The sequence below is a fragment of the Stenotrophomonas sp. VV52 genome (genome assembly GCF_002893095.1).
Taxonomy (GTDB): Bacteria; Pseudomonadota; Gammaproteobacteria; order Xanthomonadales; family Xanthomonadaceae; genus Stenotrophomonas; species Stenotrophomonas aracearum.
Map to the genome: position 1 here is coordinate 1 of NZ_PKQQ01000006.1, position 25843 is coordinate 25843.

Consider the following 25843-nt stretch of genomic DNA (forward strand, 5'->3'; position numbering starts at 1 on the left):
GGGTGGCCGAGATCACCGCCGACACGTCGGACGCCACGAAGTTCTCGCCCTCGCCCAGGCCGACCAGCAACGGGCAGCCCATGCGCGCGCAGACGAAGTGGTCCGGTTCGGCGCGGCTCATCACCGCCAGCGCGTAGGCACCGGTCAGTTCCTTCACCGTACGCTGCAGTGCCGAGAGCAGGCTGTCGCCGTTCTTCAGGTTGTAATGCATCAGGTGGGCGATGACTTCGGTGTCGGTCTGCGACTCGAACACGTAGCCCAGGCCGCGCAGGCGCTCACGCTGCGCTTCGTGGTTTTCGATGATGCCGTTGTGCACCAGCGCCACGCCGTGGCTGGTGTGCGGGTGGGCATTGGCTTCGGTGACCCCGCCATGGGTGGCCCAGCGGGTGTGGCCGATGCCCAGGGTGGCGTCGAAGCCTTCGGCGGCCGCGGCCTTCTCCATCTCGGCCACGCGGCCGGTGCGGCGCACCCGGCGCACGTCCGGCTGGGCCTGGGTCCGGTCCAGCACGGCGATGCCGGACGAATCGTAACCGCGGTATTCCAGGCGCTTGAGACCCTCGATCAGTACCGGCACCACATCGCGATCTGCGATCGCTCCCACAATCCCGCACATAGATTCAGATCCCTGCTGTCGATGCCCCATTCTAGCGTGGGCACTGCCGGCACCCCGCCGCTGTCCGCTTAACAAAAGTGTCCGGCACAGTGTCCGCGGACACCCGGACGCGTCCGTACCGCTCGTAAGTGGCTGTTTAACAAGGCGCAGAAGTTGGCACGCGGTGTGCTTGGTATACCGCAACTACCGCAACCCAACCGCGACCGAGCCGATGATCCGCGACACTTCTGCCCAGGACCAGACCTTTTCCACCCCGGCCACGGCGGCACCGTGGAAGCGCTGGCTGTGGCCGGGCATCGCCGCCCTGGTGGTAGTGCTGGCGATCGGTTTCGCCGCCCGCGCCTGGCTGGGGGCCAGCCGTTCATTCGACAGCACCCGCGTCCGCATCGCCGAGGTCAAGAAGGGCGACCTGGTCCGCGACCTCGCCGCCGACGGCAAGGTGATCGCCGCCAACAGCCCGGTGCTGTACGCCATCTCCGCCGGTACCGTGGACCTGAAGGTGGTCGCCGGTGACGTGGTGAAGAAGGACCAGGAGCTGGCGGTGATCGACAGCCCCGAACTGCGCAGCAAGCTGGCCCAGGAACAGGCCACCCTGGCCGGCCTGGAAGCCGAAGCCAGCCGGTCGCTGCTCGACGCCACCCTGGCCCGCGCCAAGGCCAGCAAGGAAACCGACCAGGCCAACATCGAGCGCCAGGCCGCCGAGCGCGACCTGCAGCGCTACCAGCGCGGCTACGACGGCGGCGCGGTGCCGCAGATAGACCTGGCCAAGGCCAACGACACCCTGAAGAAGGCCGACATCTCCCTGGCCAACGCCCAGACCGACGCCCGCCTGCAGGGCCAGGGCGCCGACCTGGACGCGCGCAACAAGCGCCTGCTGGCCGACCGCCAGCGCGCGGTGGTGGACGAAGTGCAGCGCCAGGTGGACGCGCTGACCCTGCGCGCGCCGTTCGACGGCCAGGTCGGCCAGGTCCAGGCCACCCAGCACACCCAGGTGGCCGCCAACGCCCCGATCCTGGGCGTGGTCGACCTGTCGCGCTTCGAGATCGAGATCAAGGTGCCGGAAAGCTTCGCCCGCGACCTGTCGCTGGGCATCCCGGCGCAGCTCACCAGCGGCAGCGGCCAGCCGTTCGCCGGCGAGATCAGCGCGGTGTCGCCCGAAGTGGTGGCCGGCGAGGTCAATGCCCGCATCCGCTTTACCGACAAGCCGCCGCAGGGCCTGCGCCAGAGCCAGCGCATGCAGGCCCGGGTGGTGCTCGATACCCGTCGCAACGTGATCAAGGTCGAACGTGGCCCGTTCGTGGAGCAGGGCAACGGCCAGGCCTATGTCATGGATGGCAGCACCGCGGTGCGCCGTCCGGTCCAGCTGGGTGTCAGCAGCCTGGGCGAAGTGGAAATCCTCTCTGGCCTGCAACCCGGCGATCGGGTCGTGGTCTCCGGCAGCGATCTGTTCGGCGACGCCGAACGCGTGTCCATCAACTGATCCACCCTACCCATACAAGGAATACAGCCATGCTTGAGATGCGCTCGGTCGCCAAGGTGTTCCGCACCGAACAGGTGGAAACCCATGCCCTGCGGTCGCTGGACCTGCACGTTCGCGAAGGCGAGTTCGTTGCCGTCACCGGTCCGTCCGGTTCCGGCAAGACCACCTTCCTGAACATTGCCGGCCTGCTGGAGACCTTCACCAGCGGCACCTACCTGCTCGACGGGCAGGACGTGAGCAAGCTCGGCGACGACGCCCGCAGCCGGCTGCGCAACCAGAAGATCGGCTTCATCTTCCAGGGCTTCAACCTGATTTCCGACCTCAACCTGTTCGACAACGTGGACGTACCGCTGCGCTACCGCGGCATGTCCGCCAGCGAGCGCAAACAGCGCATCGAACACGCACTGCAGCAGGTCGGCCTGGGCTCGCGCATGAAGCATTACCCGTCCGAGCTCTCCGGCGGCCAGCAGCAGCGCGCGGCGATCGCGCGTGCGCTGGCCGGCAGCCCGCGCCTGCTGCTGGCCGACGAACCGACCGGCAACCTGGACACCCAGATGGCACGCGGGGTGATGGAACTGCTTGAAGAGATCAACGCCGCCGGCACCACCATCGTCATGGTCACCCATGATCCGGAACTGGCCGCGCGTGCCCAGCGCAACGTGCACATCGTCGACGGCCAGGCCACCGACCTGGTGCGCGAACCGGTGCTGGCCACCCCGCGCGTTGCCGTTGCCACCGTCAACGACTGAGGCCGCCACCATGCTCGCCTACTACTTCCGACTGGCCCTGCGCAGCTTCCGGCGCAACAAGGTGCTCACCGCGCTGATGGTGACCGCGATCGCGCTCGGCATCGGCGCCTCGATGACCACCCTCACCGTGTTCCATGTGCTCTCCGGCGATCCCATCCCGCAGAAGAGCGACCGCCTGTTCAACGTGCAGGTCGACCCGCGCCCGATGATCGGCTACCAGCCCAGCGAGGAGCCCGAAGAACAGGTGACCCGCTACGACGGCGAAACCCTGCTGCGCGAAAAGAAGGCCAAGCACCAGGTGCTGATGACCGGCGGTGGCGTCACCGTGGAGCCGGACACCAGCACGCTGCGCCCGTTCGACACCGACGCGCGTTATACCTCCACCGATTTCTTCGCCATGTTCGACACGCCGTTCCAGTTCGGCCAGGGCTGGAAGGCCGACCAGGATGAAGGCCGTGGTCGGGTCGCGGTGATCTCCAAGGCGCTGAACGACAAGCTGTTCAACGGCCAGAACAGCGTGGGCCGCCCGCTGCGCATGGACGGACACACCTTCAACATCGTCGGCGTGCTCAAGGAGTGGAACCCGAACCCGCACTTCTACGACCTGGAAACCGGCCGCTACGGCGACAGCGAAGACATCTTCGTTCCGGTCTCCACCGCGCTGGACCTCAAGTTCGGCCGCAACGGCAACATGAACTGCTGGGACAACGCCAACGGCGAGGAAACCGCGCTCAACGCGCCGTGCACCTGGATGCAGTACTGGGTGGAGCTGGCCTCGCCGTCCGACGCCGCCGACTACCGCGCGTACCTGGAAAACTACTCGGCGCAGCAGAAGGCAGCCGGCCGCTTCCAGCGTCCGTCGAACGTGCGCCTGCGCAACGTGATGGAGTGGCTGGACTTCCAGCAGGTGGTTCCCAGCGACGTGCGCCTGCAGCTGTGGCTGGCCCTGGGCTTCCTGGCGGTCTGCCTGATCAACACGGTAGGCCTGCTGCTCGCGAAATTCCTGCGCCGCAGCGGCGAGATCGGCGTACGTCGCGCACTCGGCGCCAGCCGTGGGCAGATCTTCCTGCAGTCGCTGGTGGAAGCGGGCACGGTCGGTCTGGCCGGCGGTGTAATGGGCCTGGGGCTGGCGATGCTCGGCCTGTACGCGGTACGCCAGCAGCCGGTGGACTACGCCAAGCTCGCCACCCTGGACGGCAAGATGCTGCTGCTCACCTTCGGCCTGACCCTGGCCGCCAGCCTGCTGGCCGGTTTCCTGCCGGCGCTGCGCGCCATGCAGGTCACCCCCGCCATCCAACTCAAATCGCAGTAAGGATCCGGAGCACATCATGGATATCCGACCCATCCTGACCACGCTGCGCCGGCACAAGACTGCCGCCGCCCTCATCGTGCTGGAGATCGCGCTGACCTGCGCGATCGTCTGCAACGCGCTGTTCCTGATCGGCCAGCGCCTGGAGAAAATCAACCAGCCCAGCGGCATCGCCGAACAGGAGCTGCTGGAAGTGCGCCTGGGCGGCATCGGCACCCAGGTCAACGCCACCGCCCGTACCCGCGAAGACCTGGCCGCGCTGCGGGCCATTCCCGGGGTGAAGAACGCGGTGCCGATCAACCAGCTGCCGTTCCGCCGCAACTCCTGGAACACCAGCCTGTCGCTGATCCCCGACCAGGAGCGGCCGAACTTCAACGCCGCGCAGTTCTTCGCCAGCGAAGGCACGCTGGATACGATGGGCCTGCAGCTGGTCGCCGGCCGCGACTTCGAAGGCGATGAGTTCGCCAACCTGGAAGACGTGGAGAAGGACGCCACCATCGAACAGCGCGGTTCTGCGGTGATCCTGAGCAGCAAAGCTGCAAACAAGCTGTTCCCGGACGGCCAGGCGGTGGGCAAGACCATCTACAGCGGCCGCATGCCGCTGCGCATCGTCGGCGTGGTGAAGGAACTGGCGCGCCCGGTCACGGTGGAGTCCGACACCGGCTACTCGATGATCCTGCCGGTGCGGGTCAACTACGATATGGGCCTGTACCTGATCCGGGTCACCGACGCCGCGCGCCGCCAGGAAGTGCTGGCTGCTGCAGTGTCCGCGCTGGAAAAGGTCGACACCAACCGCATGGTGCGCGCCAAGCTCACCTATGAAGAGCAGCGCACCAAGTACTTCCAGAACGACCGCGCGATGGTCGGCCTGCTGATCACGGTGTGCGTGGCGCTGCTGGTGGTCACCGCGCTGGGCATCGTCGGCCTGGCCAGCTTCTGGGTGCAGCAGCGTACCAAGCAGATCGGCATCCGCCGTGCGCTGGGTGCCACCCGCGGCCAGATCCTGCGCTACTTCCAGACCGAGAACTTCCTGCTGGCCACGGTCGGCATCGTGCTCGGCATGCTGCTGGCGTACTCGATCAACCTCTGGCTGATGAGCGCCTACGAACTGCCGCGCATGCCGATCGCCTACCTGCCCATCGGTGCGGTCCTGCTGTGGCTGCTGGGCCAGGTCGCGGTGTTCGGGCCCGCCCACCGCGCAGCGGCGGTGCCGCCTGCCGTCGCCACCCGGAGCGCCTGACATGGGCGCTCCCCTCCTCCGCGCCGCCTTGCTCGGGCTGGCACTGCTCTCCACCACCGCCTGCGCGGAAAGCAGCCGCAGCGAATCCTCGCGCATGGACTGGCGCCAGGACGGCGCACGGCTGACCGTGGAATCCGCACAGGGCGTAGTCACCATCGTCGCAGCGTCGCCCACGGCGCGCTTCGGCGTGCAGGCGGGCGACCAGGTCCTGCGCGTGGACGGCGTGCCGGTGCAGCGCGTGGACGATCTGACCGCCGCGCTCAGCAGCAGCGACAAGGTCACGGTGCCCGTCACCGTGCGCCGGTCCGGACGGGTCGAGGTGGTCAGCGTGCCGACCGCCGCGTGGCGGGCCGTGCAGCCGCCACCGCCGCCGGCGCCCCCTGCGCCTCCGGCGCCCCCGTCACGGCCGTAAGCCCGGATCCGGCCCCACCCTGCCGGTGGGGCCGGCGCTCGGGTACTCTCTGCCTACTTTCCGGTCTCCTGCTGCCGCATGCCTTCGATCCTGATCATTGACGACAACGCCAGCGTGGCCACGGCACTGGACGTGCTGTTCTCGCTGCACGACATCGAGGCGCTGCACGCGCTGTCGCCCGAGGCCGGGCTGGCGGTGCTGGAACAACAGCCGATCGACCTGGTGATCCAGGACATGAACTTCACCGAGGACACCACCTCCGGCGAAGAGGGCGAAGCGCTGTTCCAGCAGATCCGCGCGCGCCACCCCGACCTGCCGGTGATCCTGCTGACCGCATGGACCCACCTGAGCAGCGCGGTGGACCTGGTCAAGGCCGGTGCCGCCGACTACCTGGCCAAGCCCTGGGACGACCGCAAGCTGCTGACCACGGTCAACAACCTGCTGGAGCTCTCGGAAACCCGCCGCGAACTGGATCGCCGCCGCGCGCGCGAACAACGCGACCGGACCGCGCTGGAAACCCGTTACGACCTGCGGGGTGCGGTGGTGGCCGACCCGGCCAGCGAACGCGTGGTCAACCTGGCCTGCCAGGTCGCACGCTCGGAACTGCCGGTGCTGATCACCGGCCCGAACGGTGCCGGCAAGGAGAAGATCGCCGAGATCATCCAGGCCAATTCACTGGTGGCCAAGGGCCCGTTCGTGGCACTGAACTGTGGGGCCATTCCTGCTGAATTGATCGAAGCGGAGCTGTTCGGCAGCGAAGCCGGCGCCTACACCGGCGCCAACAAGGCGCGCGAAGGCAAGTTCGAAGCCGCTGACGGCGGCACCCTGTTCCTGGACGAGATCGGCAACCTCTCGCTCGGCGGCCAGATGAAACTGCTGCGCGTGCTGGAAACCGGCCGCTTCGAGCGGCTGGGCTCCAACCGCGAGCGACAGGTGAAGGTGCGCGTGATCAGCGCCACCAACGCCGACCTGCCGGCGATGATCCGCGATGGCCAGTTCCGCGAAGACCTCTACTACCGTCTCAACACCGTCGAGCTGGCGCTGCCGCCGCTGGCCGAGCGGCCCGGCGACATCCTGCCACTGGCCGAACGTTTCCTCGGCGATGGCAAGCCGCTGTCCAGCGCTGCGGCCAGCGCGCTGCAGCGCCACGCCTGGCCGGGCAACGTGCGCGAGCTGCGCAACGTGATCCAGCGCGCCGGGCTGCTCGCCCAGGGTGCGCGCATCGAGGTGGCCGACCTCAACCTGCCGCGTGCGGCCCCTGCGCCGCGCGCGACGACACCGGGCGCCGACCCCGACCGCAGCCGCATCGAATCGGCGCTGTCGCACAGCCACGGCATCATCGCGCAGGCCGCCGCCGAACTCGGGCTCAGCCGGCAGGCGCTGTACCGGCGCATGGACCGCTACGGCATCCCCCGCGAATGAAGCGCACCTCGTTTACCTTCCGCCTGTTCCTGCGCCTGCTGCCGGTGCTGGCGCTGGCTGCAGCCGGTCCGTGGCTGCTGGCCTACTGGATGGACCGCGGCTGGGCGGTGGCGCTGGTGTCCACCCTCGTACTGCTCGCCCTGATGTGGTGGACGCTGCGCCGCGCCACCGCGCCGGTCCGTTCTCTGCTGCGTGCGCTGTCCGGCACCACCAGCACCTACCGCGACGGCGAGTACAACTTCAGCGTGTACTGGCCGGGCAACGACGAACTGGGCGACCTGGTGCAGGCGCACCGCGAGCTGGGCGATGTGCTGCGCGAACAGCGCCAGGGCCTGGTCCAGCGCGAACTGCTGCTGGACACCATGGTGCAGAACACGCCGGTGTCGATGCTGCTGCTGACCAATGGCGGCGACGGCGTGCAGCGCGTGGTGTTCTCCAACCTGGCCGCCCGCAAGCTGCTGCACAATGGCTGGAAGCTGGAAGGCCAGGCGATGCAGCACGTGCTGGAGACCATGCCGGTGGAACTGCGCGATGCGATCGAGCGCGGTGGCGACAGCCTGTTCGCGGTACGTGGGCCGGGCGACGAAGCCGAAGACGGCGATGAAGACGACGAACAGGTCTACCACCTGTCGCGGCGCAACTTCCATCTCAACGGTCGCCCGCACGACCTGCTGCTGATCCGCCTGCTCACCGCCGAGCTGCGCCGTCAGGAAGTGCAGACCTGGAAGAAGGTGATCCGGGTGATCAGCCATGAGCTCAACAACTCGCTGGCGCCGATCGCCTCGCTGGCGCACTCCGGTGGCGAGCTGGTGCGGCGTGGCAAGACCGAACGCCTGGAAGAGGTGTTCACCACCATCGAAGAGCGCTCACGGCACCTGGAAGGCTTCATCCGCGGCTATGCGCGCTTTGCCAAGCTGCCGCAGCCGCAGCTGCAGAACGTGCAGTGGAAGCAGTTCCTGGGCGGGCTGCAGCTGCAGATCCCGTTCCGCATGGCCGAGATTCCCGACGACCTGCAGGGCCGGGTGGATATCGCCCAGCTGGGCCAGGCGCTGTTGAACCTGCTGAAGAACGCGCACGAGGCGTGCTCGGAAGCCGAGCCGCCCAATGATGATGTGGAATTGCGCCTGACCCGGCTGCCGCAGTGGTTGCGCATCGAAGTGCTCGACCGTGGCAAGGGCATGAACGAAGCAGTGCTGCAGAATGCCCTGATGCCGTTCTACTCAACCAAGCGCAACGGCACCGGCCTGGGCCTGGCGCTCACCCGCGAAATCGTGGAAGCGCACGGCGGCCGGGTGTCGCTGCAGAACCGCCGCGAAGGCGGCCTGTGCGTGGCGATTTTCCTGCCGGCCTGATCGCTTATTTTTTCACCGGGCGATGCCAGCCTTCGATGGTCTGCTGGCGCGCCCGCGCAACGGTCAATTCGCCATCCGGCGCGTTTCGCGTGATGACCGAACCGGCCGCAATGGTCGCCCGCTCGCCAATCGTCACCGGCGCTACCAGCGAGCTGTTCGACCCGATGAAGGCGTTGTCGCCGATGGTGGTCTGCGACTTGTTCACGCCATCGTAGTTGCAGGTGATGGTGCCCGCGCCAATGTTGACCTTGCTGCCGATCACCGCATCGCCCAGGTAGGTGAGGTGGTTGGCCTTGCTGCCCACCCCCAGGTGGACCTTCTTGGTCTCCACGAAGTTGCCCACGTGCGAACCTTCGGCCAGCACCGTACCGGGGCGCAGCCGCGAGAACGGGCCGATGTCGGCCGCGCCTTCGCTGACCACACCTTCCAGGTCGCAGTGCGGCTTGACCACCGTGCCGGCGGCCAGCTTCACGTCCTTCAGGCGGGTGAACGGCCCGATGCTGACGCCGTCGCCAAGTTCCACGGTGCCTTCCAGGATCACGTTGACGTCGATCTGCACGTCGCGACCGACCGTCACCGAGCCACGGATGTCCAGCCGCGCCGGGTCGATCACGCGCGCGCCCTGCGCGCACAGCGCACGAACCTCGCGCAGCTGCCAGGCCCGCTCCAGCTGGGACAGCTGCCACGGATCGTTGGCGCCTTCGGCTTCCTGCGCGTCGGCCACGAAGGCCATGTCCGCCGGGGTGTAATCGGCCGCGGCCGAGGCAAACACGTCGGTGAGGTAGTACTCGCCCTGCGCATTGCTGTTGGACAGCTGCGACAGCCAGGTGCGCAGCGCGGTCGCGTCGGCGGTGATGATGCCGGTATTGATGGTGCGGATCGCCAGCTGCTCTTCGCTGGCGTCCTTCTGCTCCACGATCGCGCCGACCTTGCCCTCGGCATTGCGCACGATGCGGCCATAGCCCGTGGGGTTGGCCATGTCCGCCACCAGCACCGCCAGCCGGCCCGGCTGCGAAAGCAGGTGCTGCAGGGTGTCGAGCCGGATCAGCGGCACGTCGCCGTACAGCACCAGCACCTTGGCTTCGTCGGGCACCTGCGGCATGGCCTGCTGCACGGCATGGCCGGTGCCCAGCTGCTCGCGCTGCTCGGCCCACTGCAGGTCCGGCTGGTCGGCGAAGGCGGCGCGTACCGCTTCACCGCCATGGCCGTACACCACGTGGATCGCCTGGGGCTGCAACTGCCGCGCGGTGTCGATTACATGCGCCAGCATCGGGCGGCCGGCGATCGGCTGCAGCACCTTGGGCAGGTCGGACTTCATGCGCTTTCCAGCGCCGGCGGCAAGGATGATGACGTGCAGGGCTTGGGTCATGGGGGCAGGCGTGTACGTGGTGGTATGGGAACGATTCTATGCCGGAAACAACAACGCCGGCGGAAGCCGGCGTTGAGGTGTGCAGCGTAAGCAGGAACTCAGTGCTTGAGGGTCTTGCGCAGGCGCTCCAGCGCCTGCAGCTGGACCACGGCTTCGGCCAGCTTCTGCTGGGCTTCGGCCACTTCCATCGCCTCGCCACGATTGGCCAGGATGCGCTCGGCTTCTTCCTTGGCCTTGCGGACCGCGGTTTCGTCGATGTCCTGCGCGCGGATCGCGGTGTCGGCCAGCACGGTCACGACCTGCGGCTGCACCTCGAGGATGCCGCCGGAGATGGCGAAGTCCAGTTGTTCGCCATTCGGGGTGGTGACCACCACCTTGCCCGGCTTCAGCCGGGTGATCAGCGGGGCGTGCTTGGGCGCGATGCCCAGTTCGCCGAGCTCACCCGTAGCCACGACCAGAGTCGCTTCACCACGGAAGATTTCCTGCTCGGCGCTGACGATGTCGCAACGGATGGTGCTCATGATCAGGCCTTCTCAGCCATCTTCTTGGCCTTCTCGACCGCTTCTTCGATGCTGCCGACCATGTAGAACGCCTGCTCCGGCAGGTGGTCGTATTCGCCGTCGACGATGGCCTTGAAGCCGCGGATGGTGTCCTTCAGCGACACGTACTTACCCGGCGAGCCGGTGAACACTTCGGCCACGTGGAACGGCTGGCTGAAGAAGCGCTCGATCTTGCGCGCGCGCGACACGGCCTGCTTGTCTTCTTCGGACAGTTCGTCCATGCCCAGGATGGCGATGATGTCCTTCAGTTCCTTGTACTTCTGCAGGGTCTGCTGGACGCGCTGGGCGGTGTCGTAATGCTCGTGGCCGATGACCAGCGGGTCCATCTGGCGGCTGGTGGAATCCAGCGGATCGACCGCCGGGTAGATACCCAGCGAGGCGATCGAACGCGACAGGGTGACGGTCGAGTCAAGGTGGGCGAAGGTGGTCGCCGGCGACGGGTCGGTCAAGTCATCGGCGGGCACGTACACGGCCTGGATCGAGGTGATCGAGCCGTTCTTGGTCGAGGTGATGCGCTCCTGCAGGACGCCCATTTCCTCGGCCAGGGTCGGCTGGTAACCCACGGCCGACGGCATGCGGCCCAGCAGTGCCGACACTTCGGTACCGGCCAGGGTGTAGCGGTAGATGTTGTCGACGAACAGCAGCACGTCCTTGCCCTTGCCGTTCTCGTCCTTCTCGTCGCGGAAGTACTCGGCCATGGTCAGGCCGGTCAGTGCAACGCGCAGACGGTTGCCCGGCGGCTCGTTCATCTGGCCGTACACCATCGCGACCTTGTCCAGGACGTTGGAGTCCTTCATCTCGTGGTAGAAGTCGTTGCCCTCACGGGTACGCTCACCCACGCCGGCGAACACGGACAGGCCGCTGTGCGCCTTGGCGATGTTGTTGATCAGCTCCATCATGTTGACGGTCTTGCCGACGCCGGCGCCGCCGAACAGGCCGACCTTGCCGCCCTTGGCGAACGGGCACATCAGGTCGATGACCTTGATGCCGGTTTCCAGCAGCTCGGTGGCCGGGGACTGGTCTTCGTACGACGGGGCTTCACGGTGGATTTCCCAGCTGTCGCTGGCGACCACCGGGCCGGCTTCGTCGATCGGACGGCCGAGCACGTCCATGATGCGGCCCAGGGTGCCTGCACCGACCGGCACCGAGATGGCGCGGTTGGTGTTGGTGGCAACCAGGTTGCGCTTCAGGCCGTCGGTGGAGCCCAGCGCGATGCAACGGACCACGCCGTCGCCGAGCTGCTGCTGCACTTCCAGCGTGATTTCGGTGTTGTCCACCTTCAGTGCGTCATACACCTTCGGCACCGACTCGCGGGGGAATTCCACGTCGACGACGGCGCCGATGATCTGAACGATCTTGCCCTGACTCATTGCTGCATCCTCTAATTTAAATGCTTTGACTGTGCGCGTCAGACTGCTGCCGCGCCGCCGACGATTTCGGAGATTTCCTGGGTGATCGCTGCCTGGCGGGCCTTGTTGTAGACCAGCTGCAGGGTTCCGATCAGCTTGTTCGCGTTGTCGCTGGCCGACTTCATCGCCACCATGCGCGCTGCATGCTCGGAGGCCACGTTTTCCAGCACGGCCTGGTACACCAGCGACTCCACGTAGCGCGTCATCACGTGCTCGAGCACGGTGGCGGCGTCGGGCTCGTACAGGTAGTCCCAGTCATGGTGCGCGACCTGCTTTTCGGCAGCCGGCAACGGCAGCAGCTGGTCGAAGCTGGCCTTCTGCACCATCGTGTTGATGAAGCGGTTGTAGACCAGGTACACGCGGTCGACCTTGCCTTCGGTGAAGGCGTCGAGCATGACCTTGATGACGCCGATCAGCTGTTCCAGGTGCGGCACGTCGCCCATGTGGGTGACGCTGCCGACCATGTTGACCTTGACCCGGCGGAAGAAGGTCGATGCCTTCTGGCCGATGGTCACCACGTCGATCTCGGCGCCCTTTTCCTGGTACTGGCGGACTTCGCCCAGCATCTTGCGGAACAGGTTGTTGTTCAGGCCGCCGGCCAGGCCGCGGTCGGACGAGATCACGATGTAGCCGACCCGCTTGACCTCATCGCGCTGGACCAGGAACGGATGCTGGTAGTCGGTGCTGGCCTGGGCCAGGTGGCCGATCACCTGCTTCATCGCCTGCGCATACGGACGCGAGGTCTTCATGCGATCCTGCGCCTTGCGGATCTTGGAGGCCGACACCATCTCCAGCGCGCGGGTCACCTTGCGGGTGTTCTGCACGCTCTTGATCTTGGTTTTGATTTCGCGACCGCTTGCCATCTCTTATTCCCGTAGAGCGGGGCCATGCCCCGCTGCTTCAACGGTGCGGCGAGGCCGGATGGCCCGCCGCACGTGCGTCTTACCAGCTGCCGGTGGTCTTGAACTCGGCGATGCCCTTCTTGAAGGCCGCTTCGATGTCGTTGTCCCAACCGCCGGTGGCGTTGACCTTGCCGATCAGCTCGCCCTGGGTGTTGGCGAAGTGGGCGTGCAGGCCTTCTTCGAACCCGAGCAGCTTGGCGACCGGCACGTCGTCGAGGTAGCCCTCGTTGACGGCGTAGATCGACAGCGCCTGGTTGGCGATCGACATCGGAGCGTACTGCTTCTGCTTCATCAGCTCGGTGACGCGCTGACCGCGCTCGAGCTGCTTGCGGGTGGCTTCGTCCAGGTCCGAGGCGAACTGCGCGAACGCAGCCAGCTCACGGTACTGGGCCAGCGAGATGCGGATGCCGCCCGACAGCTTCTTGATGATCTTGGTCTGGGCCGCACCACCGACGCGCGACACCGAGATACCGGCGTTCACGGCCGGGCGGATGCCCGAGTTGAACAGGTCGGTTTCCAGGAAGATCTGGCCGTCGGTGATCGAGATCACGTTGGTCGGCACGAACGCCGAAACGTCGCCGGCCTGGGTTTCGATGATCGGCAGCGCGGTCAGCGAACCGGTCTTGCCCTTCACTTCACCCTTGGTGAACTGCTCCACGTACTCTTCCGAGACGCGGGCCGCACGTTCCAGCAGGCGCGAGTGCAGGTAGAACACGTCACCCGGGTAGGCTTCACGGCCCGGCGGACGCTTCAGCAGCAGCGAGATCTGGCGGTAGGCCACGGCCTGCTTGGACAGGTCGTCGTACACGATCAGGGCGTCCTGGCCGCGGTCCATGAAGTACTCACCCATGGTGCAGCCCGAGTAGGCGCTGATGTACTGCATGGCAGCCGATTCGGAAGCGGTGGCGGCCACGACCACGGTGTGGGCCAGCGCGCCGTTTTCTTCCAGCTTGCGCACGATGTTGGCCACGGTCGAGGCCTTCTGGCCGATCGCGACGTACACGCACTTGATGCCGGTGTCCTTCTGGTTGATCACCGCATCGATGGCCAGGGCGGTCTTGCCGGTCTGGCGGTCACCGATGACCAGCTCGCGCTGGCCACGGCCGATCGGGATCATCGAGTCGACCGACTTGTAACCGGTCTGCACCGGCTGGTCGACCGACTTGCGCCAGATCACGCCCGGGGCAACGCGCTCCACCGGAGCCGTAAGCTGGGCTGCGATCGGGCCCTTGCCGTCGATCGGCTCGCCGAGCGCGTTGACCACGCGACCCAGCATTTCCGGACCGACCGGCACTTCCAGGATGCGACCGGTGGTCTTGGCCACGTCGCCTTCGCGCAGGTGCTCATAGCCACCCAGGACCACGGCGCCGACCGAGTCGCGCTCCAGGTTCAGGGCCAGGGCGAAGGTGTTGTTCGGCAGTTCGATCATTTCGCCCTGCATCACGTCGGCCAGGCCGAAGATGCGCACGATGCCGTCGGACACGCTGGTCACGGTGCCTTCGTTGCGCGATTCCGCGGCCAGCTTGACCTTCTCGATGCGGTTCTTGATCAGTTCGCTGATTTCGGAGGGGTTGAGCGTGGTTGCCATCGTCAAGTCCTAGTGCCGGCGGTCAGGCCGGACGTTAAATGAATTCAGTTAGCGAGCGCGGTCTGCAGGCGCGACAGCTTGCCCTTGAGCGAGCCATCGATCACCACGTCGCCTGCGTCGATCACCGCACCGCCGATCAGCGAAGCATCGATCGCGGTGGTGATCTCCACGTCTTGGCCGAAGCGCTTGCGCAGCGCGGCCTTGATGGCGTCCAGCTCAGTGGAGGACAGCTCGGCGGCCGAGGTCACCGTGGCCTTGACCACGTGTTCGGCTTCAGCGCGGAGCTGGTCGTACATGCCTGCGATTTCCGGCAGCAGCGGCAGCCGGTGCGCTTCGGCCAGGATGGCCAGGAAGCGACCGAACGACTCGCCCGCCGATTCCGGCGCCAGCAACGCGACGGCATCGCCGCGGTCCAGTTCCGGGTTCGACAGCAGGGCCGACACGCGCGGATCTGCGGCTACGTGGGCGGAGAACGCAAGCGCGTCCGACCACGGCGCGAACGTGCCTTCGTCGCGCGCGGTCGCGAACGCGGCGCGGGCATACGGGCGTGCAAGCGTGAGGGCCTGGCTCATCGATCAGATCTCCGAGGCCAGCTCGTCGAGCAGCGCCTTGTGGGCGTTGGCGTCGATTTCGCGCTTGAGCAGCTTTTCGGCACCGGTCACGGCCAGCACGGACACCTGCTTGCGCAGATCTTCGCGGGCACGGTTTGCGGCAGCCTCGATCTCGGCGTGGGCCAGTTCTTTCTGGCGGTTCGCTTCGACGATGGCTTCATTCTTGGCGGCGTCAACGATCTGGTTGGCGCGGGCATGGGCCTGGTCGATGATCTCGTTGGCCTTGGTGCGCGCGTCCTTCAGTGCTTCGTTGACCTTTTCCTGCGCCTGGGCCAGATCCTTCTGGCTGCGGTCGGCAGCGGCGAGGCCTTCAGCGATCTTCTGCTGGCGCTCTTCGATGGCGTTCATCAGCGGCGGCCAGATCTTGGTCGCGATGATCCAGATCAGACCGGCGAACGCCAGTGCCTGGGCAACGAGGGTAAAACCGATTTCCATGGGGTTCGCTCAATCTGGGGTGACGGGGTGGAAGCGCCGCAGGAGCGGCGCGTCCGTTCCTTCATCCGCGATCAGGCGCACAAGGCGCCTGATCGTGTCTTCGCTGGATCAGCCCGCGACAGCCGGCAGACGCGCAACGAATTCAGCGATGGTCGGGTTGGCGAAGGCCAGCAGCAGGCCGACGGCGACCGAGATGATGAACGCGGCGTCGATCAGGCCGGCGGTGATGAACATGCGGACCTGCAGTACCGGGATCAGTTCCGGCTGGCGGGCAGCCGATTCCAGGAACTTACCGGCCATGATGGCCAGACCGAGACCGGCACCCAGCGCGGCCAGGCCGATCATGATGCCGACGGCGAGGACGGTGGAGCTCTGGACTTGGGCGAGGTTGGTCAGGACGGCAAAGTACATGGGTTATCTCCGGAAACTTAAGTTGCTAAGGGTAATGAAACGGATGAAGGGTGAAGCGAAAACTCAGTGAGCGTCTTCCGACAGGCTCAGGTACACGATCGACAGCATCATGAAGATGAATGCCTGCAGCGGAATCACCAGCAGGTGGAACAGCATCCAGCCGAGGCCGAAGGCACCGCCCGCGAGGGCGCCCATGATGCCGGCACTGCCCAGCACCCAGATCAGCAGGAACACGATTTCGCCGCCGAACATGTTGCCGAACAGTCGCATCGCCAGCGAAATCGGCTTGCTCAGCCACTCGACGATGTTGAGGATCAGGTTGAACGGCATCATCCACTTGCCGAACGGCGCGGTCAGGAATTCCTTGGTGAAGCCACCCAGGCCCTTGGAACGCAGCGCGAAGAACAGCATCAGGAAGAACACGCTGATCGACATGCCCAGGGTGGCATTGACGTCGGCGGTGGGGACCGGCTTCCAGTACGGCACGCCCAGCGCTTCCAGCGGAAGGGCGATGAAGTCGGCCGGGATCATCTTGATGAGGTTCATCAGGAGGATCCAGAAGAAGATCGTGATCGCGATCGGGGTCACCAGCTTGCTGGTGCCGTGGTAGGTGTCCTTGGCCTGGCGGTCGACGAACTCGAGGCAGATCTCCACGAACGCCTGCCACTTGCCCGGGACGCCGGCGGTCGCCTTGCGGGTGGCCAGCCAGAAGCCAAACACCATCAACAAACCCAGCGCGACCGAAGTCACAATGGTGTCGACGTGAATAGCCCAGAAACCACCTTCCTGCATATGGAACGTCAGGTTGTGCAGGTGATGTTGGATGTAGGAGGTGGGTGTAAGCGCCTCGCCTGCCATGTGTCCGGAACCTTGAGTTAAATAAATTGGATCAGCGCCTGGCCAGAGCCAGGACCTGGAACATCAGTCCGACGGCGATTCCGGCCAGCAGCGCCAGTGCAGGCAGCTTGAAGACCACGAAACCCACCGCCAGGACACCGAATACGAGCGCCCACTTCGCCACCACCGCCAGGATCAGCCGCGACATGGCCGAACCCGCCGCCTGCACCCCGCCCCCCAGCGCCATCCGTGCCGCGACCCAGCCGCCTGCCGATACCGCGACACCCGACGCAAGCGCCCCAAGGGCGTACTTCGGACCTGCCAGCAGCAGGAAGGCCAGGGCCAGGACAGCCACTGCGGCCAGCGGGTAGACCGCTGCGCGCAGCATCAGTCGCCGACCCGCGTCAACGGAGTTCAGCACACGTATGTCCTGCATGGTTGTGGGAAGAGTGGCCGAGGCAGCAAGTGCTTTGCCTCGTCGAGCCGCCAAATTATAGCAACGGGACAATTTGCGAGACAACCGCCCCCCGTTCATCCCGGACGCCGCAAGTTGCTGCATCGCCACAGATTTTGCGGGCGTCGGCGGGTCGAACCCGCCATCCGGGGTCCCAATTCATTTTTGCGGCGCAGCATATTGAACTTTCGTCGCGGACGGCAGTCTGACTGTTCGGCCTGTCCATTCGATCCTCGTCGACGCCCCTGTGCAGGCCGGTACCGAGCGGCCCCGAGCTCTCTCCGGGGCCGCTCTTTTCCGGGCGCCCGCCCGATGAACGGTACACGCCCCCTCCACCATACGTTCACGAATGGTGGACGCGCCGCTAAGGCAGAGTGATTCCAATTCCCCCGAATCACTGCAAGGACACCCCGATGCGTCTGCTTCCGCTGCTCGCCCTGCCGCTGGCCATGGCCGCACTCACCCACGCCACCTCGGCCAGTGCAGCCGAGGGCGACGACCGCTTCGCCCTGCGCCTGGGCGCCATGAACATCGACTCGGACAACACCATCCGCGGCAACACCACGGTGCTGGGCCAGGACGTGGGCTTCGATGAGGACTTCGGCCTGGGCGGCAAGGAATGGGAGCCGCGCGTCGACGGCCTGTTCCGCATCAGCAACCGCCAGCGCCTGATCTTCAACTACTTCAAGTACGACAAGGACCGCCGCGAAACGCTGGACGACGGCATCAGCTTCGGCGGTGAAACCGTCCCGGCCGGCAGCTTCGTCAAGGGCGAACTGAAGTACCAGGTGGCCAGCCTGGTGTACGACTACTCGGTGGTGGACACCGAGACCTTTGATCTGGGCCTGCAGCTGGGTGCGGAATACGCCAAGGTGAGCACCAAGGCGTACGCCGACCTGGGCACCGTGTACAACGGCACGTTCCTGGACGAGAAGGCCGACGGCATCGCGCCGGTGGTGGGTGCACGCTTCACCATCACCCCCTCGGAAAAGTGGATGATCACCGCGCAGGGCCAGTACCTCAACACCGACTGGGGCAACTTCGACGACTACGACGGCGACCTGACCCGCGCCAATGTGATCGTGGACTACAAGTTCACCGACAACTTCGGCCTCTTCGCCGGCTACGACTGGTTCCGCCTTGACGTTGACCAGAGTGGCCGCGACGGCACGATCGGCCTGAAGCAGGAGTTCAAGGGTCCGGTGGCGGGTATCAGCGTTTCGTTCTGAGGCGTGTTGGAGCCGGGCAGAGCCCGGCTCTACGTCCAGGTTAAAAAAAACCCGGCTTTCGCCGGGTTTTTTGTTGGGTCTACCGCGTTATTTTTTCTTGGGGATGTACAGATCGGTGATGGTGCCGTCGTAGATCTCCGCAGCCATCGCCACCGACTCGCTGAGCGTCGGGTGGGCGTGGATGGTGTGGCCGATGTCTTCGGCTTCGGCACCCATCTCGATGGCCAGGCCGATCTCAGCCAGCAGGTCGCCAGCATGCACGCCAACGATCGCACCGCCGATGATGCGGTGGGTGTCCTCGTCGAAGATCAGCTTGGTGAAGCCTTCGGTGCGGCCGATGCCGATCGCGCGGCCGCTGGCGGCCCACGGGAACTTGGCCACGCCGACCTTCAGGCCCTGCGCCTTGGCTTCGGTCTCGGTCACGCCGACCCAGGCGATTTCCGGGTTGGTGTAGGCCACCGACGGAATCACCCGCGCCACCCACTCCTTCTTCTCGCCCGAGGCCACTTCGGCGGCCAGCTTGCCTTCGTGCGTGGCCTTGTGGGCCAGCATCGGGTTGCCGACGATATCGCCGATGGCAAAGATGTGCGGCACGTTGGTACGCATCTGGCGGTCGACCGGAATGAAACCGCGCTCGGTCACGCCCACGCCGGCCTTTTCCGCGCCGATCTTCTTACCGTTGGGCGAGCGGCCCACCGCGACCAGCACGCGATCGAAGGTGCCCTGCTCCAGACCCGGCTTCTCGCCTTCGGATGCGGCTTCGAAGGTCACCGTGATGCCCTTCGCATCGGCGCTGACGCCCGACGCCTTGGTCTTGAGATGAACCTCGACGCCCTGCTTCTTCAGGCGATCGGCCAGCGGCTTGACCAGGTCCTTGTCGGCGCCCGGCATCAGCTGGTCCATGAACTCGACCACGGTGACCTTGCTGCCGAGCGCGGCATACACGGTCGCCATTTCCAGCCCGATGATGCCGCCACCCACGACCAGCAGCGAACCCGGCACGTCGGCCAGCTCCAGCGCGTCGGTGGAGTCCATCACGCGCGGGTCGTCCCACGGGAAATTCGGCAGCTTCACCGCCTGCGAACCGGCGGCGATGATGCACTGCTGGAACCGCAGCAGCTGGGTCTTGCCGTCGTCGCCGACGATCTCCAGCTCGTTGGCCGAGACGAAGGTCGCCACGCCCTGCACGGTGCGCACCTTGCGCTGCTTGGCCATGCCGGCCAGGCCCTTGGTCAGCTGGGTGACCACCTTTTCCTTGTAGCCGCGCAGCTTGTCCAGGGTGATGGTCGGCGCGCCGAACTCCACCCCGAAGTCGCCGGCGTGGGCCACTTCGTCGATCACCGCCGCAGCGTGCAGCAGCGCCTTGGAGGGAATGCAGCCCACGTTGAGGCAGACCCCGCCCAGGCTGGCGTAACGCTCGATCAGCACGGTGTCCACGCCCAGGTCGGCCGAGCGGAATGCAGCGGTGTAACCGCCCGGGCCGGCGCCCAGCACCACCATCTGGCACTCGATGTCGGCCGGCTTGCCCGAGGACAGTGCCGGCTGCGGCGCGGCGGGTTCGGCCGGGGCGCGGTGCGACGGGGTCACCGGCGGCTTGCTGGCCGGTGCGGCGGCCTTCGGCGCCTCGGCGGCAGGCGCAGCGGCAGCGGCGCCTTCGGCGTCCAGCACCACCACCACGTCGCCTTCGGACAGCGTGTCGCCGAGCTTGACCTTGATTTCCTTGACCACCCCGGCGGCCGAAGACGGCACTTCCAGCGTGGCCTTGTCCGACTCCAGCGTGACCAGGCCCTGGTCCTTCTTCACCGTGTCGCCCACCGCGACCAGCAGTTCGATCACCGGGACGGCGCTGTAATCGCCAATGTCGGGAACCTTGATTTCAATAGCGGCCATGCGTGTTCTCCTGGGTCTCAGCCGGCCGTGCCGGCGAGCAGTTGCTGCAGTTCGTCGAGCGACTCGTCCAGATCCTGCCAGCGACGGTCGAGCTTCTTTTCCTTGGTGTCGCTGGCTTCGATCAGCAGCGCCACCTGTTTCATCATCAGCTTGCCGGCACCGCACTCCCAGCGCGGACCGCTGTAGCGTTCGCCATCGACCTGGAACGACAGCACTTCGCCGTCGGTGATCGGCGCCTTGCGGTCGGCCGGAACGCCTGCGTCGAGCGCACTGCGCCAGCTGCGCACCAGGCGCTGGGCCAGGGCAGCGGGAATGGCGACCTGGTACTGGTCCGGCTCCTGGTCCACGCGCAGCTCAACGCCACCACCGCGTGCACTGTTGTTCCAGGTGTACACGCGCTTGTCGGCCTTGCTGAAGCGCAGCGTCCACGCCTGGTCCTGGGTGCCGGGCAGCAGCGCCACGCCGGTTTCCACCCCGCCCTTGGGCAGGGTGACCAACGACAGCATCGGCTGCGCCTTGCCCACGAACAGCGTTTCCACCGCCTGGCCGTAGTTGCCCACCGCCGGCGGCCATCCATGCCCCAGCTCAGTGGTGCAGGCCGCATGGGCGGCCGGCACGAAGGCCAACGCCATCGCCAGGCCGTAGAGCGGGGCCCTGCCCCGCTGCCGGGAAACCGCAGCCCGCTCGATCACAGCAGCACGCGCCGCATGTCGGCCAGCACCTGCGACAGGTAAGCGGTGAAGCGTGCGGCCAGCGCACCGTCGATGACGCGGTGGTCGTAGCTCAGCGACAGCGGCAGCATCAGCTTCGGGGCGAATTCCTTGCCGTTCCAGACCGGCTGGATCGACGACTTGGACACACCCAGGATGGCCACTTCCGGCGCATTGACGATCGGGGTGAACGCGGTGCCGCCGATGCCGCCCAGCGAGCTGATCGAGAAGCAGCCACCGCTCATGTCGGCCGGGCCCAGCTTGCCGTCGCGCGCCTTCCTGGCCAGCTCGCCGGTTTCCTGCGCGATCTGCACCACGCCCTTCTTGTCGACGTCGCGGATCACCGGAACGACCAGGCCGTTCGGGGTGTCGGCGGCAAAGCCGATGTTGAAGTACTTCTTCAGAGTCAGGTTCTCACCGGCCGCATCCAGCGATGCGTTGAATTCCGGGAACTGCTTGAGCGCCGCGGCGCTGGCCTTGATCAGGAAGGCGAGCATGGTCAGCTTGATGCCGGCCTTTTCGTTCTCCTTGTTCAGCGCCACGCGCAGGCCTTCCAGGTCGGTGATGTCGGCCTGTTCGAACTGGGTGACGTGCGGAATCATCGCCCAGTTGCGCGCCAGGTTGGCCCCGGAGATCTTCTTGATGCGCGACAGCGGCTGGGTTTCAACCTCGCCGAACTTGCTGAAGTCGACCTTCGGCCACGGCAGCAGGTTGAGCCCGCCGCCCGCAGCGACGGTGCCACCGCCCACGGCAGCGCCACCGGTCAGGGCCGACTTGACGAACTTCTGCACGTCGCCCTTGGTGATGCGGCCGCCCTTCTCGGTACCGGTGAGCTGGTTGAGGTCCACGCCCAGCTCGCGGGCGAACACGCGCACCGCCGGGGAGGCATACGGCACCTTGGCCGGCAGCACGCTGTCGGCGTTGAACTGCACCGGCGGGCTGCTCGGGTTGCCGGCCGACGGGGCGCTGGCGATCTCGCGGGCAGCCAGCTTGTCCGGCTGGGCCGGCACGGCGACCGGCTCCACCTTGGTGCCGGTTTCGGCAGCGGCCGGGGCCGCGGCAGCAGCCGCCTTGGTCGGAGCCGGTGCGGCAGCGCCGTCGGCTTCGATGATCGCCACGACCTTGCCCTGCGAAAGGGTGTCGCCGACCTTGACCTTGATTTCCTTGACCACGCCGGCAACCGACGAGGGCACTTCCATGGTGGCCTTGTCCGATTCCAGCGTGACCAGGCCCTGGTCCTTCTTGACCGTGTCGCCCACGGCGACCAGCACTTCGATCACCGGAATGTCGGTGTAATCGCCGATGTCGGGGACGGTTGCTTCGACCGTGCCACCGGCGGCAGCCGGCGCGGCGGCCGGTGCGCTCTGGGTAGCCGGGGCCGGCGCGGCGGCCGCAGCGGCCTTGGCCGGAGCCGGAGCCGGAGCAGCGGCCGGGGCCGGTGCTGCAGCGGCGTCGGCCACTTCGATCAGCGCCACGACCTTGCCCTCGGACAGGTTGTCGCCGACCTTGACCTTGATTTCCTTGACCACGCCAGCGACCGAGGACGGCACTTCCATCGTGGCCTTGTCCGACTCCAGCGTGACCAGGCCCTGGTCCTTCTTGACGGTGTCACCAACGGCGACCAGCACCTCGATTACCGGGATATCGCTGTAGTCACCGATATCGGGGACAAGTGCTTCCTTGATTTCGGCCATGGGGATAACTCCGGCAATCTGGTGTAGGGAATCGCCTATTGTGAGGGCAGGAGGCGCCAGCGCCAACCGGCTTGGGCAACTTTCACCACCCCCGCTCCGGGACAGCCTGTTGCAGCCGCTTCCAGTCGGTACCGTATTGTCCCGCTGCTGTTCCGCTCAGTGCGCCAGGACATCGGCCAGCGGTTGCCACGCCGCCCGCAGCCTGCCCAGCGGCCAACCGGCATTGGCCGGGCTGGTCGAGGGCAAGGACCACACCGGCAGCGCCGCCGCACGCAGGTCCAGCTGCGGTTGCACCCAGCGCACGAAGGCACGGTGTGCAGTGGCCCCGTTGCAGGCAATCGCCGCAAGCCGTGGCAGGCCGGCGATCAGCGCGGACAGCGCATTGGGGACCTCGCTGCCGCGCACGATCGCCGTATCCAGGCTGCCGGTGCGCTGGCACTGCCCGATCACATCCCACAGACCGACGCCTGCCAGCTGCAACGCGCGCAGGCGCTCGAGGTACGGCGTGGTGGCATCGATGCCGGTGAGTGCCGCCATCAACGGCCAGAACCGATTGCGCGGGTGCGCGTAGTACTGCGCCGCCTGCAGCGACGCAACACCCGGCATCGACCCCAGTACCAGCACGCGACAATCGGTCGCGGCCTGCGCAGACAGACCGATGCAGTGCAGTGGTTTCGTCACGGTGTCTCCAGATCGATGAATGTCCTGCACCGCATCATCGCGCGGCAGCACTGTGTTTCTGCGCTGCCGCCTGAACGGAACAAACCAAAATTTAACGTGCGTCGGATTCGATTCATGTTGCGGGGACTACGTTTGCCTCGCCCCAACGCATCGGGGCCCAGAACAAAAAAATACCCTGAGGAGATTCCCCCATGCGCTCCATCCGCACCCTGACCCTGGCTACCCTGACTGCCCTTGCCTTCGCACCTGCCGCGTTCGCGCAGGACACCGCCACCGACACCGCGTCGGGCAAGCATTTCGCCGTTGTTGGCGGCGTCGCGCTGCTGCAGCCGAAGAACGATCCGCTGGAAGGCATCGACAAGGTCGACGGCGGCCCGGCACCGACGCTGAGCTTCAGCTACTACATCAACGACAACTGGGCCGTGGAGCTGTGGGGCGCGGCCGACAAGTTCGACCACCGCGTGCGTGGCGCCAACAATGCCAAGCTGGGCACCGTCGAACAGCAGCCGATCGCACTGAGCGGCCAGTACCACTTCGGCCAGGCCGACAACGTGTTCCGCCCGTTCGTGGGCGTGGGTTACTACGAGTCGAACTTCAGCAACGAGAAGCTGGCCAGCGACGTCGGCCACATCGGCCTGGAAACCGCCAAGGGCGCCATCGGCACCGTCGGCGTGGACATGAACATCAACAGCACCTGGTTCGCCCGTGCCGATGCCCGCTACATGCACTCGCGCCCGGAGCTGACCGTGAACGGCAACGGCACCGGCGACGAGGCCAAGCTGGACCCGTGGACCGTGGGCTTTGGTATCGGCGCGCGCTTCTAAGCGACACCGCAACGCCCCTGCAACGGGCCCCTTCCGGGGCCCGTTGTCGTTTCTGGCCCGTGCCGTTTCATCCGACCTTGTCGCCTGCGTCTCGATACTCGGCAGACGCACAGAGGGGGGTCAATGGACGATATCCGGGATGTCCTGGTCGTAGGCGGCGGCATCAATGGGGTCTCCATTGCCCGCGACGCCGCCGGTCGCGGCTGGTCGGTCACCCTGTGCGAACAGGATGACCTGGCCGCGCACACCTCCAGCGCGAGCACCAAGCTGATCCATGGCGGACTGCGCTACCTCCAGTTCGGCCAGTTCGCGCTCGTACGCAAGGCACTGCGCGAACGCAGCGTGCTGCAGCGGCTGGCGCCGCACCTGGTCACGCCTACCGCCTTCGTGCTGCCCCATGCACGCCACCTGCGGCCGGCGTGGATGCTGCGCGCCGGGCTCTGGCTGTACGACCACCTGGCCGACACCGGCCCGGCATTTCCACGCTCGCAGCGGGTGGACCTGCGCCGTGACCCGCGCGGCGCGGTGCTGCAACCGCGCTGGCGCACGGCCTTCAGCTATGCCGACGCGCGCGTGGACGACGCGCGGCTGGTCATCGCCACGGCCATGGACGCGCGCGAGCGCGGTGCGGAGATCCAGGTGCGCACCCGCTGCGAACAGCTGATCCGCCACCGCGACCACTGGCTGGCGGTGCTGCGCCAGGCCGACGGCACGGTGCAGCGCATGCGTGTGCGCGCGGTGGTCAATGCCACCGGCCCCTGGGCCGGCAACCTGCTGGAGCGGGCCGGCATGGACGCACCGATCGGCCTGCGCCTGGTGCAGGGCAGCCATATCGTCGTGCCGCGCCTGTATCCGCACGACAGCGCCTACCTGCTGCAGCAACCGGACCATCGCGTGGTGTTCGTGATTCCCTTCGACCAGGACTACAGCCTGATCGGGACCACCGATGTGGACCATGAAGGCGACCCGGCCCGGGTCCGCATCTCGCCGGCCGAAGTGCTCTACCTGTGCGCGTCGGTGAACCAGTGGTTGCGCACACCCGTCCACCCCGAACACGTGGTGTGGCAGTTCAGCGGGGTGCGTCCGCTGCTGGCCGACCACCACCATGATGCCGCCCGGGTCACCCGCGACTATCGCCTGCACCTGGACCACCAGCAGGCGCTGATGCTGAGCGTGCTCGGCGGCAAGCTCACCACCTGCCGGACCCTGGCCGAAGAGGCCGTCGACCAGCTGGCAACCGCACTCGGCCGCAGCGAAGCGGCGTGGACTGCGGGCGGACCGCCCTTGCCCGGCGGCGACGGCGGCACGCTGGACACGCTGCTGCCGGCGCTGCTGGCGGCCTACCCGCACTTGCCGGAGCCGCTGCTGCACGACATGGCTCGCCGCCACGGCACGCGCGTGCGCGCAGTGCTGGGCGACGCGCAGACCGTTTCGCAGCTGGGCCCGCATTTCGGCGCCGGACTGTATGCACGCGAAGTGGATTACCTGGTGGAGCACGAGTGGGTCCGCGAACCCGAGGACCTGTTGTGGCGACGCACGCATTTCGGCCTGCGCCTCGACCCAGGGCAGCAGCAGTCAGTGGCCACGTACCTTGCCAGCCGCATAGTGCCGGCCGCCGGCCGGCTCCCCGGAATGCCCGCCACACCCGCCTGACCCCACCCG

24 protein-coding genes and 1 pseudogene are annotated in these 25843 nt (G+C 66.7%); 10 read left to right on the plus strand and 15 right to left on the minus strand.

Annotated features, from left to right (window positions below; translation table 11 throughout):
* A pseudogene (locus C2U58_RS11110) lies at window positions 1–613 on the minus strand (glutamine--fructose-6-phosphate aminotransferase); the annotation flags it as partial.
* Window positions 614–824: 211 nt separating this feature from the next.
* On the opposite strand from C2U58_RS11110, the gene C2U58_RS11115 reads away from it, so the two are divergent.
* The 7 genes from C2U58_RS11115 to C2U58_RS11145 all read left to right on the plus strand — a co-directional run bounded on the left by C2U58_RS11115 (window position 825) and on the right by C2U58_RS11145 (window position 8577).
* Window positions 825–2093 (plus strand): efflux RND transporter periplasmic adaptor subunit, encoded by a 1269-nt coding sequence (locus C2U58_RS11115; RefSeq protein ID WP_102946132.1) that lies wholly within the window; start codon window positions 825–827, stop codon window positions 2091–2093.
* 29 nt (window positions 2094–2122) lie between these two features.
* Window positions 2123–2842 carry an ABC transporter ATP-binding protein gene (locus C2U58_RS11120; protein ID WP_102945918.1) on the plus strand — a complete coding sequence of 240 codons (720 nt, stop codon included), beginning with the start codon at window positions 2123–2125 and terminating at the stop codon, window positions 2840–2842.
* A 10-nt stretch (window positions 2843–2852) separates the two neighbouring features.
* The gene (locus tag C2U58_RS11125; RefSeq protein WP_102945919.1) at window positions 2853–4154 is read left to right on the plus strand and encodes an ABC transporter permease; all 1302 of its coding nucleotides are present in this window, start codon (window positions 2853–2855) and stop codon (window positions 4152–4154) included.
* A gap of 16 nt (window positions 4155–4170) precedes the next feature.
* Window positions 4171–5391: an FtsX-like permease family protein gene (locus C2U58_RS11130; RefSeq protein WP_102945920.1), complete on the plus strand. Its 1221-nt coding sequence runs from the start codon at window positions 4171–4173 to the stop codon at window positions 5389–5391.
* A gap of 1 nt (window position 5392) precedes the next feature.
* Entirely contained in the window at window positions 5393–5803 is a 411-nt protein-coding gene (locus C2U58_RS11135; protein ID WP_102945921.1) for a PDZ domain-containing protein, read from the plus strand.
* A gap of 78 nt (window positions 5804–5881) precedes the next feature.
* A complete protein-coding gene (locus C2U58_RS11140; protein ID WP_102945922.1) occupies window positions 5882–7225 on the plus strand; it encodes a sigma-54 dependent transcriptional regulator in 1344 nt (447 codons plus the stop codon).
* Complete coding sequence (locus tag C2U58_RS11145) at window positions 7222–8577, plus strand: ATP-binding protein (protein ID WP_102945923.1); 1356 nt, start codon at window positions 7222–7224, stop codon at window positions 8575–8577. Before C2U58_RS11140 ends, C2U58_RS11145 begins: the two co-directional genes overlap by 4 nt.
* 4 nt (window positions 8578–8581) lie before the next feature.
* On the opposite strand, the gene glmU is transcribed toward C2U58_RS11145, so the two are convergent.
* The 10 genes from glmU to C2U58_RS11195 form a co-directional block, all read right to left on the minus strand.
* Window positions 8582–9946 (minus strand): bifunctional UDP-N-acetylglucosamine diphosphorylase/glucosamine-1-phosphate N-acetyltransferase GlmU, encoded by a 1365-nt coding sequence (gene glmU / locus C2U58_RS11150; RefSeq protein WP_102945924.1) that lies wholly within the window; start codon window positions 9944–9946, stop codon window positions 8582–8584.
* A 98-nt stretch (window positions 9947–10044) separates the two neighbouring features.
* On the minus strand, window positions 10045–10467 hold the full coding sequence (locus C2U58_RS11155; RefSeq protein ID WP_070208725.1) for a F0F1 ATP synthase subunit epsilon: 423 nt from the start codon (window positions 10465–10467) through the stop codon (window positions 10045–10047).
* A 2-nt stretch (window positions 10468–10469) separates the two neighbouring features.
* Window positions 10470–11876: a F0F1 ATP synthase subunit beta gene (gene atpD / locus C2U58_RS11160; protein WP_102945925.1), complete on the minus strand. Its 1407-nt coding sequence runs from the start codon at window positions 11874–11876 to the stop codon at window positions 10470–10472.
* A 38-nt stretch (window positions 11877–11914) separates the two neighbouring features.
* A complete protein-coding gene (gene atpG / locus C2U58_RS11165; protein WP_102945926.1) occupies window positions 11915–12778 on the minus strand; it encodes a F0F1 ATP synthase subunit gamma in 864 nt (287 codons plus the stop codon).
* A gap of 79 nt (window positions 12779–12857) precedes the next feature.
* Complete coding sequence (atpA, locus tag C2U58_RS11170; RefSeq protein ID WP_102945927.1) at window positions 12858–14405, minus strand: F0F1 ATP synthase subunit alpha; 1548 nt, start codon at window positions 14403–14405, stop codon at window positions 12858–12860.
* Between the two features lie 44 nt (window positions 14406–14449).
* On the minus strand, window positions 14450–14977 hold the full coding sequence (locus C2U58_RS11175) for a F0F1 ATP synthase subunit delta (RefSeq protein ID WP_070208723.1): 528 nt from the start codon (window positions 14975–14977) through the stop codon (window positions 14450–14452).
* 3 nt (window positions 14978–14980) lie between these two features.
* Window positions 14981–15451, minus strand: a complete 471-nt coding sequence (locus C2U58_RS11180) for a F0F1 ATP synthase subunit B (RefSeq protein WP_070208722.1) — start codon at window positions 15449–15451, stop codon at window positions 14981–14983.
* Window positions 15452–15559: 108 nt separating this feature from the next.
* Entirely contained in the window at window positions 15560–15862 is a 303-nt protein-coding gene (gene atpE / locus C2U58_RS11185) for a F0F1 ATP synthase subunit C (protein WP_070208721.1), read from the minus strand.
* A gap of 63 nt (window positions 15863–15925) precedes the next feature.
* Window positions 15926–16720 (minus strand): F0F1 ATP synthase subunit A, encoded by a 795-nt coding sequence (gene atpB / locus C2U58_RS11190; protein WP_102945928.1) that lies wholly within the window; start codon window positions 16718–16720, stop codon window positions 15926–15928.
* Between the two features lie 31 nt (window positions 16721–16751).
* A complete protein-coding gene (locus tag C2U58_RS11195; protein ID WP_171966783.1) occupies window positions 16752–17120 on the minus strand; it encodes a hypothetical protein in 369 nt (122 codons plus the stop codon).
* 446 nt (window positions 17121–17566) lie between these two features.
* Between C2U58_RS11195 and C2U58_RS11200 the strand changes: the two genes are divergently transcribed.
* Complete coding sequence (locus C2U58_RS11200) at window positions 17567–18382, plus strand: hypothetical protein (RefSeq protein ID WP_102945930.1); 816 nt, start codon at window positions 17567–17569, stop codon at window positions 18380–18382.
* Between the two features lie 87 nt (window positions 18383–18469).
* Here the strand turns inward: C2U58_RS11200 and lpdA are convergent, their stop codons facing one another.
* From lpdA to C2U58_RS11220, 4 genes are all read right to left on the minus strand, one after another.
* Window positions 18470–20272, minus strand: a complete 1803-nt coding sequence (gene lpdA, locus C2U58_RS11205) for a dihydrolipoyl dehydrogenase (RefSeq protein ID WP_102945931.1) — start codon at window positions 20270–20272, stop codon at window positions 18470–18472.
* A gap of 17 nt (window positions 20273–20289) precedes the next feature.
* Window positions 20290–20904: a hypothetical protein gene (locus tag C2U58_RS11210; protein ID WP_102945932.1), complete on the minus strand. Its 615-nt coding sequence runs from the start codon at window positions 20902–20904 to the stop codon at window positions 20290–20292.
* Between the two features lie 56 nt (window positions 20905–20960).
* A complete protein-coding gene (gene aceF, locus C2U58_RS11215) occupies window positions 20961–22676 on the minus strand; it encodes a dihydrolipoyllysine-residue acetyltransferase (protein WP_102945933.1) in 1716 nt (571 codons plus the stop codon).
* 156 nt (window positions 22677–22832) lie between these two features.
* Window positions 22833–23357 (minus strand): DNA-deoxyinosine glycosylase, encoded by a 525-nt coding sequence (locus tag C2U58_RS11220; protein WP_102946133.1) that lies wholly within the window; start codon window positions 23355–23357, stop codon window positions 22833–22835.
* A 191-nt stretch (window positions 23358–23548) separates the two neighbouring features.
* Here C2U58_RS11220 and C2U58_RS11225 point away from each other — a divergent pair, with 191 nt between their 5' ends.
* Both C2U58_RS11225 and glpD read left to right on the plus strand, forming a co-directional pair.
* The gene (locus C2U58_RS11225; protein WP_102945934.1) at window positions 23549–24181 is read left to right on the plus strand and encodes an OmpW family outer membrane protein; all 633 of its coding nucleotides are present in this window, start codon (window positions 23549–23551) and stop codon (window positions 24179–24181) included.
* Window positions 24182–24304: 123 nt separating this feature from the next.
* Window positions 24305–25834, plus strand: a complete 1530-nt coding sequence (gene glpD / locus C2U58_RS11230; RefSeq protein WP_102945935.1) for a glycerol-3-phosphate dehydrogenase — start codon at window positions 24305–24307, stop codon at window positions 25832–25834.
* Window positions 25835–25843: the final 9 nt, after the last annotated feature.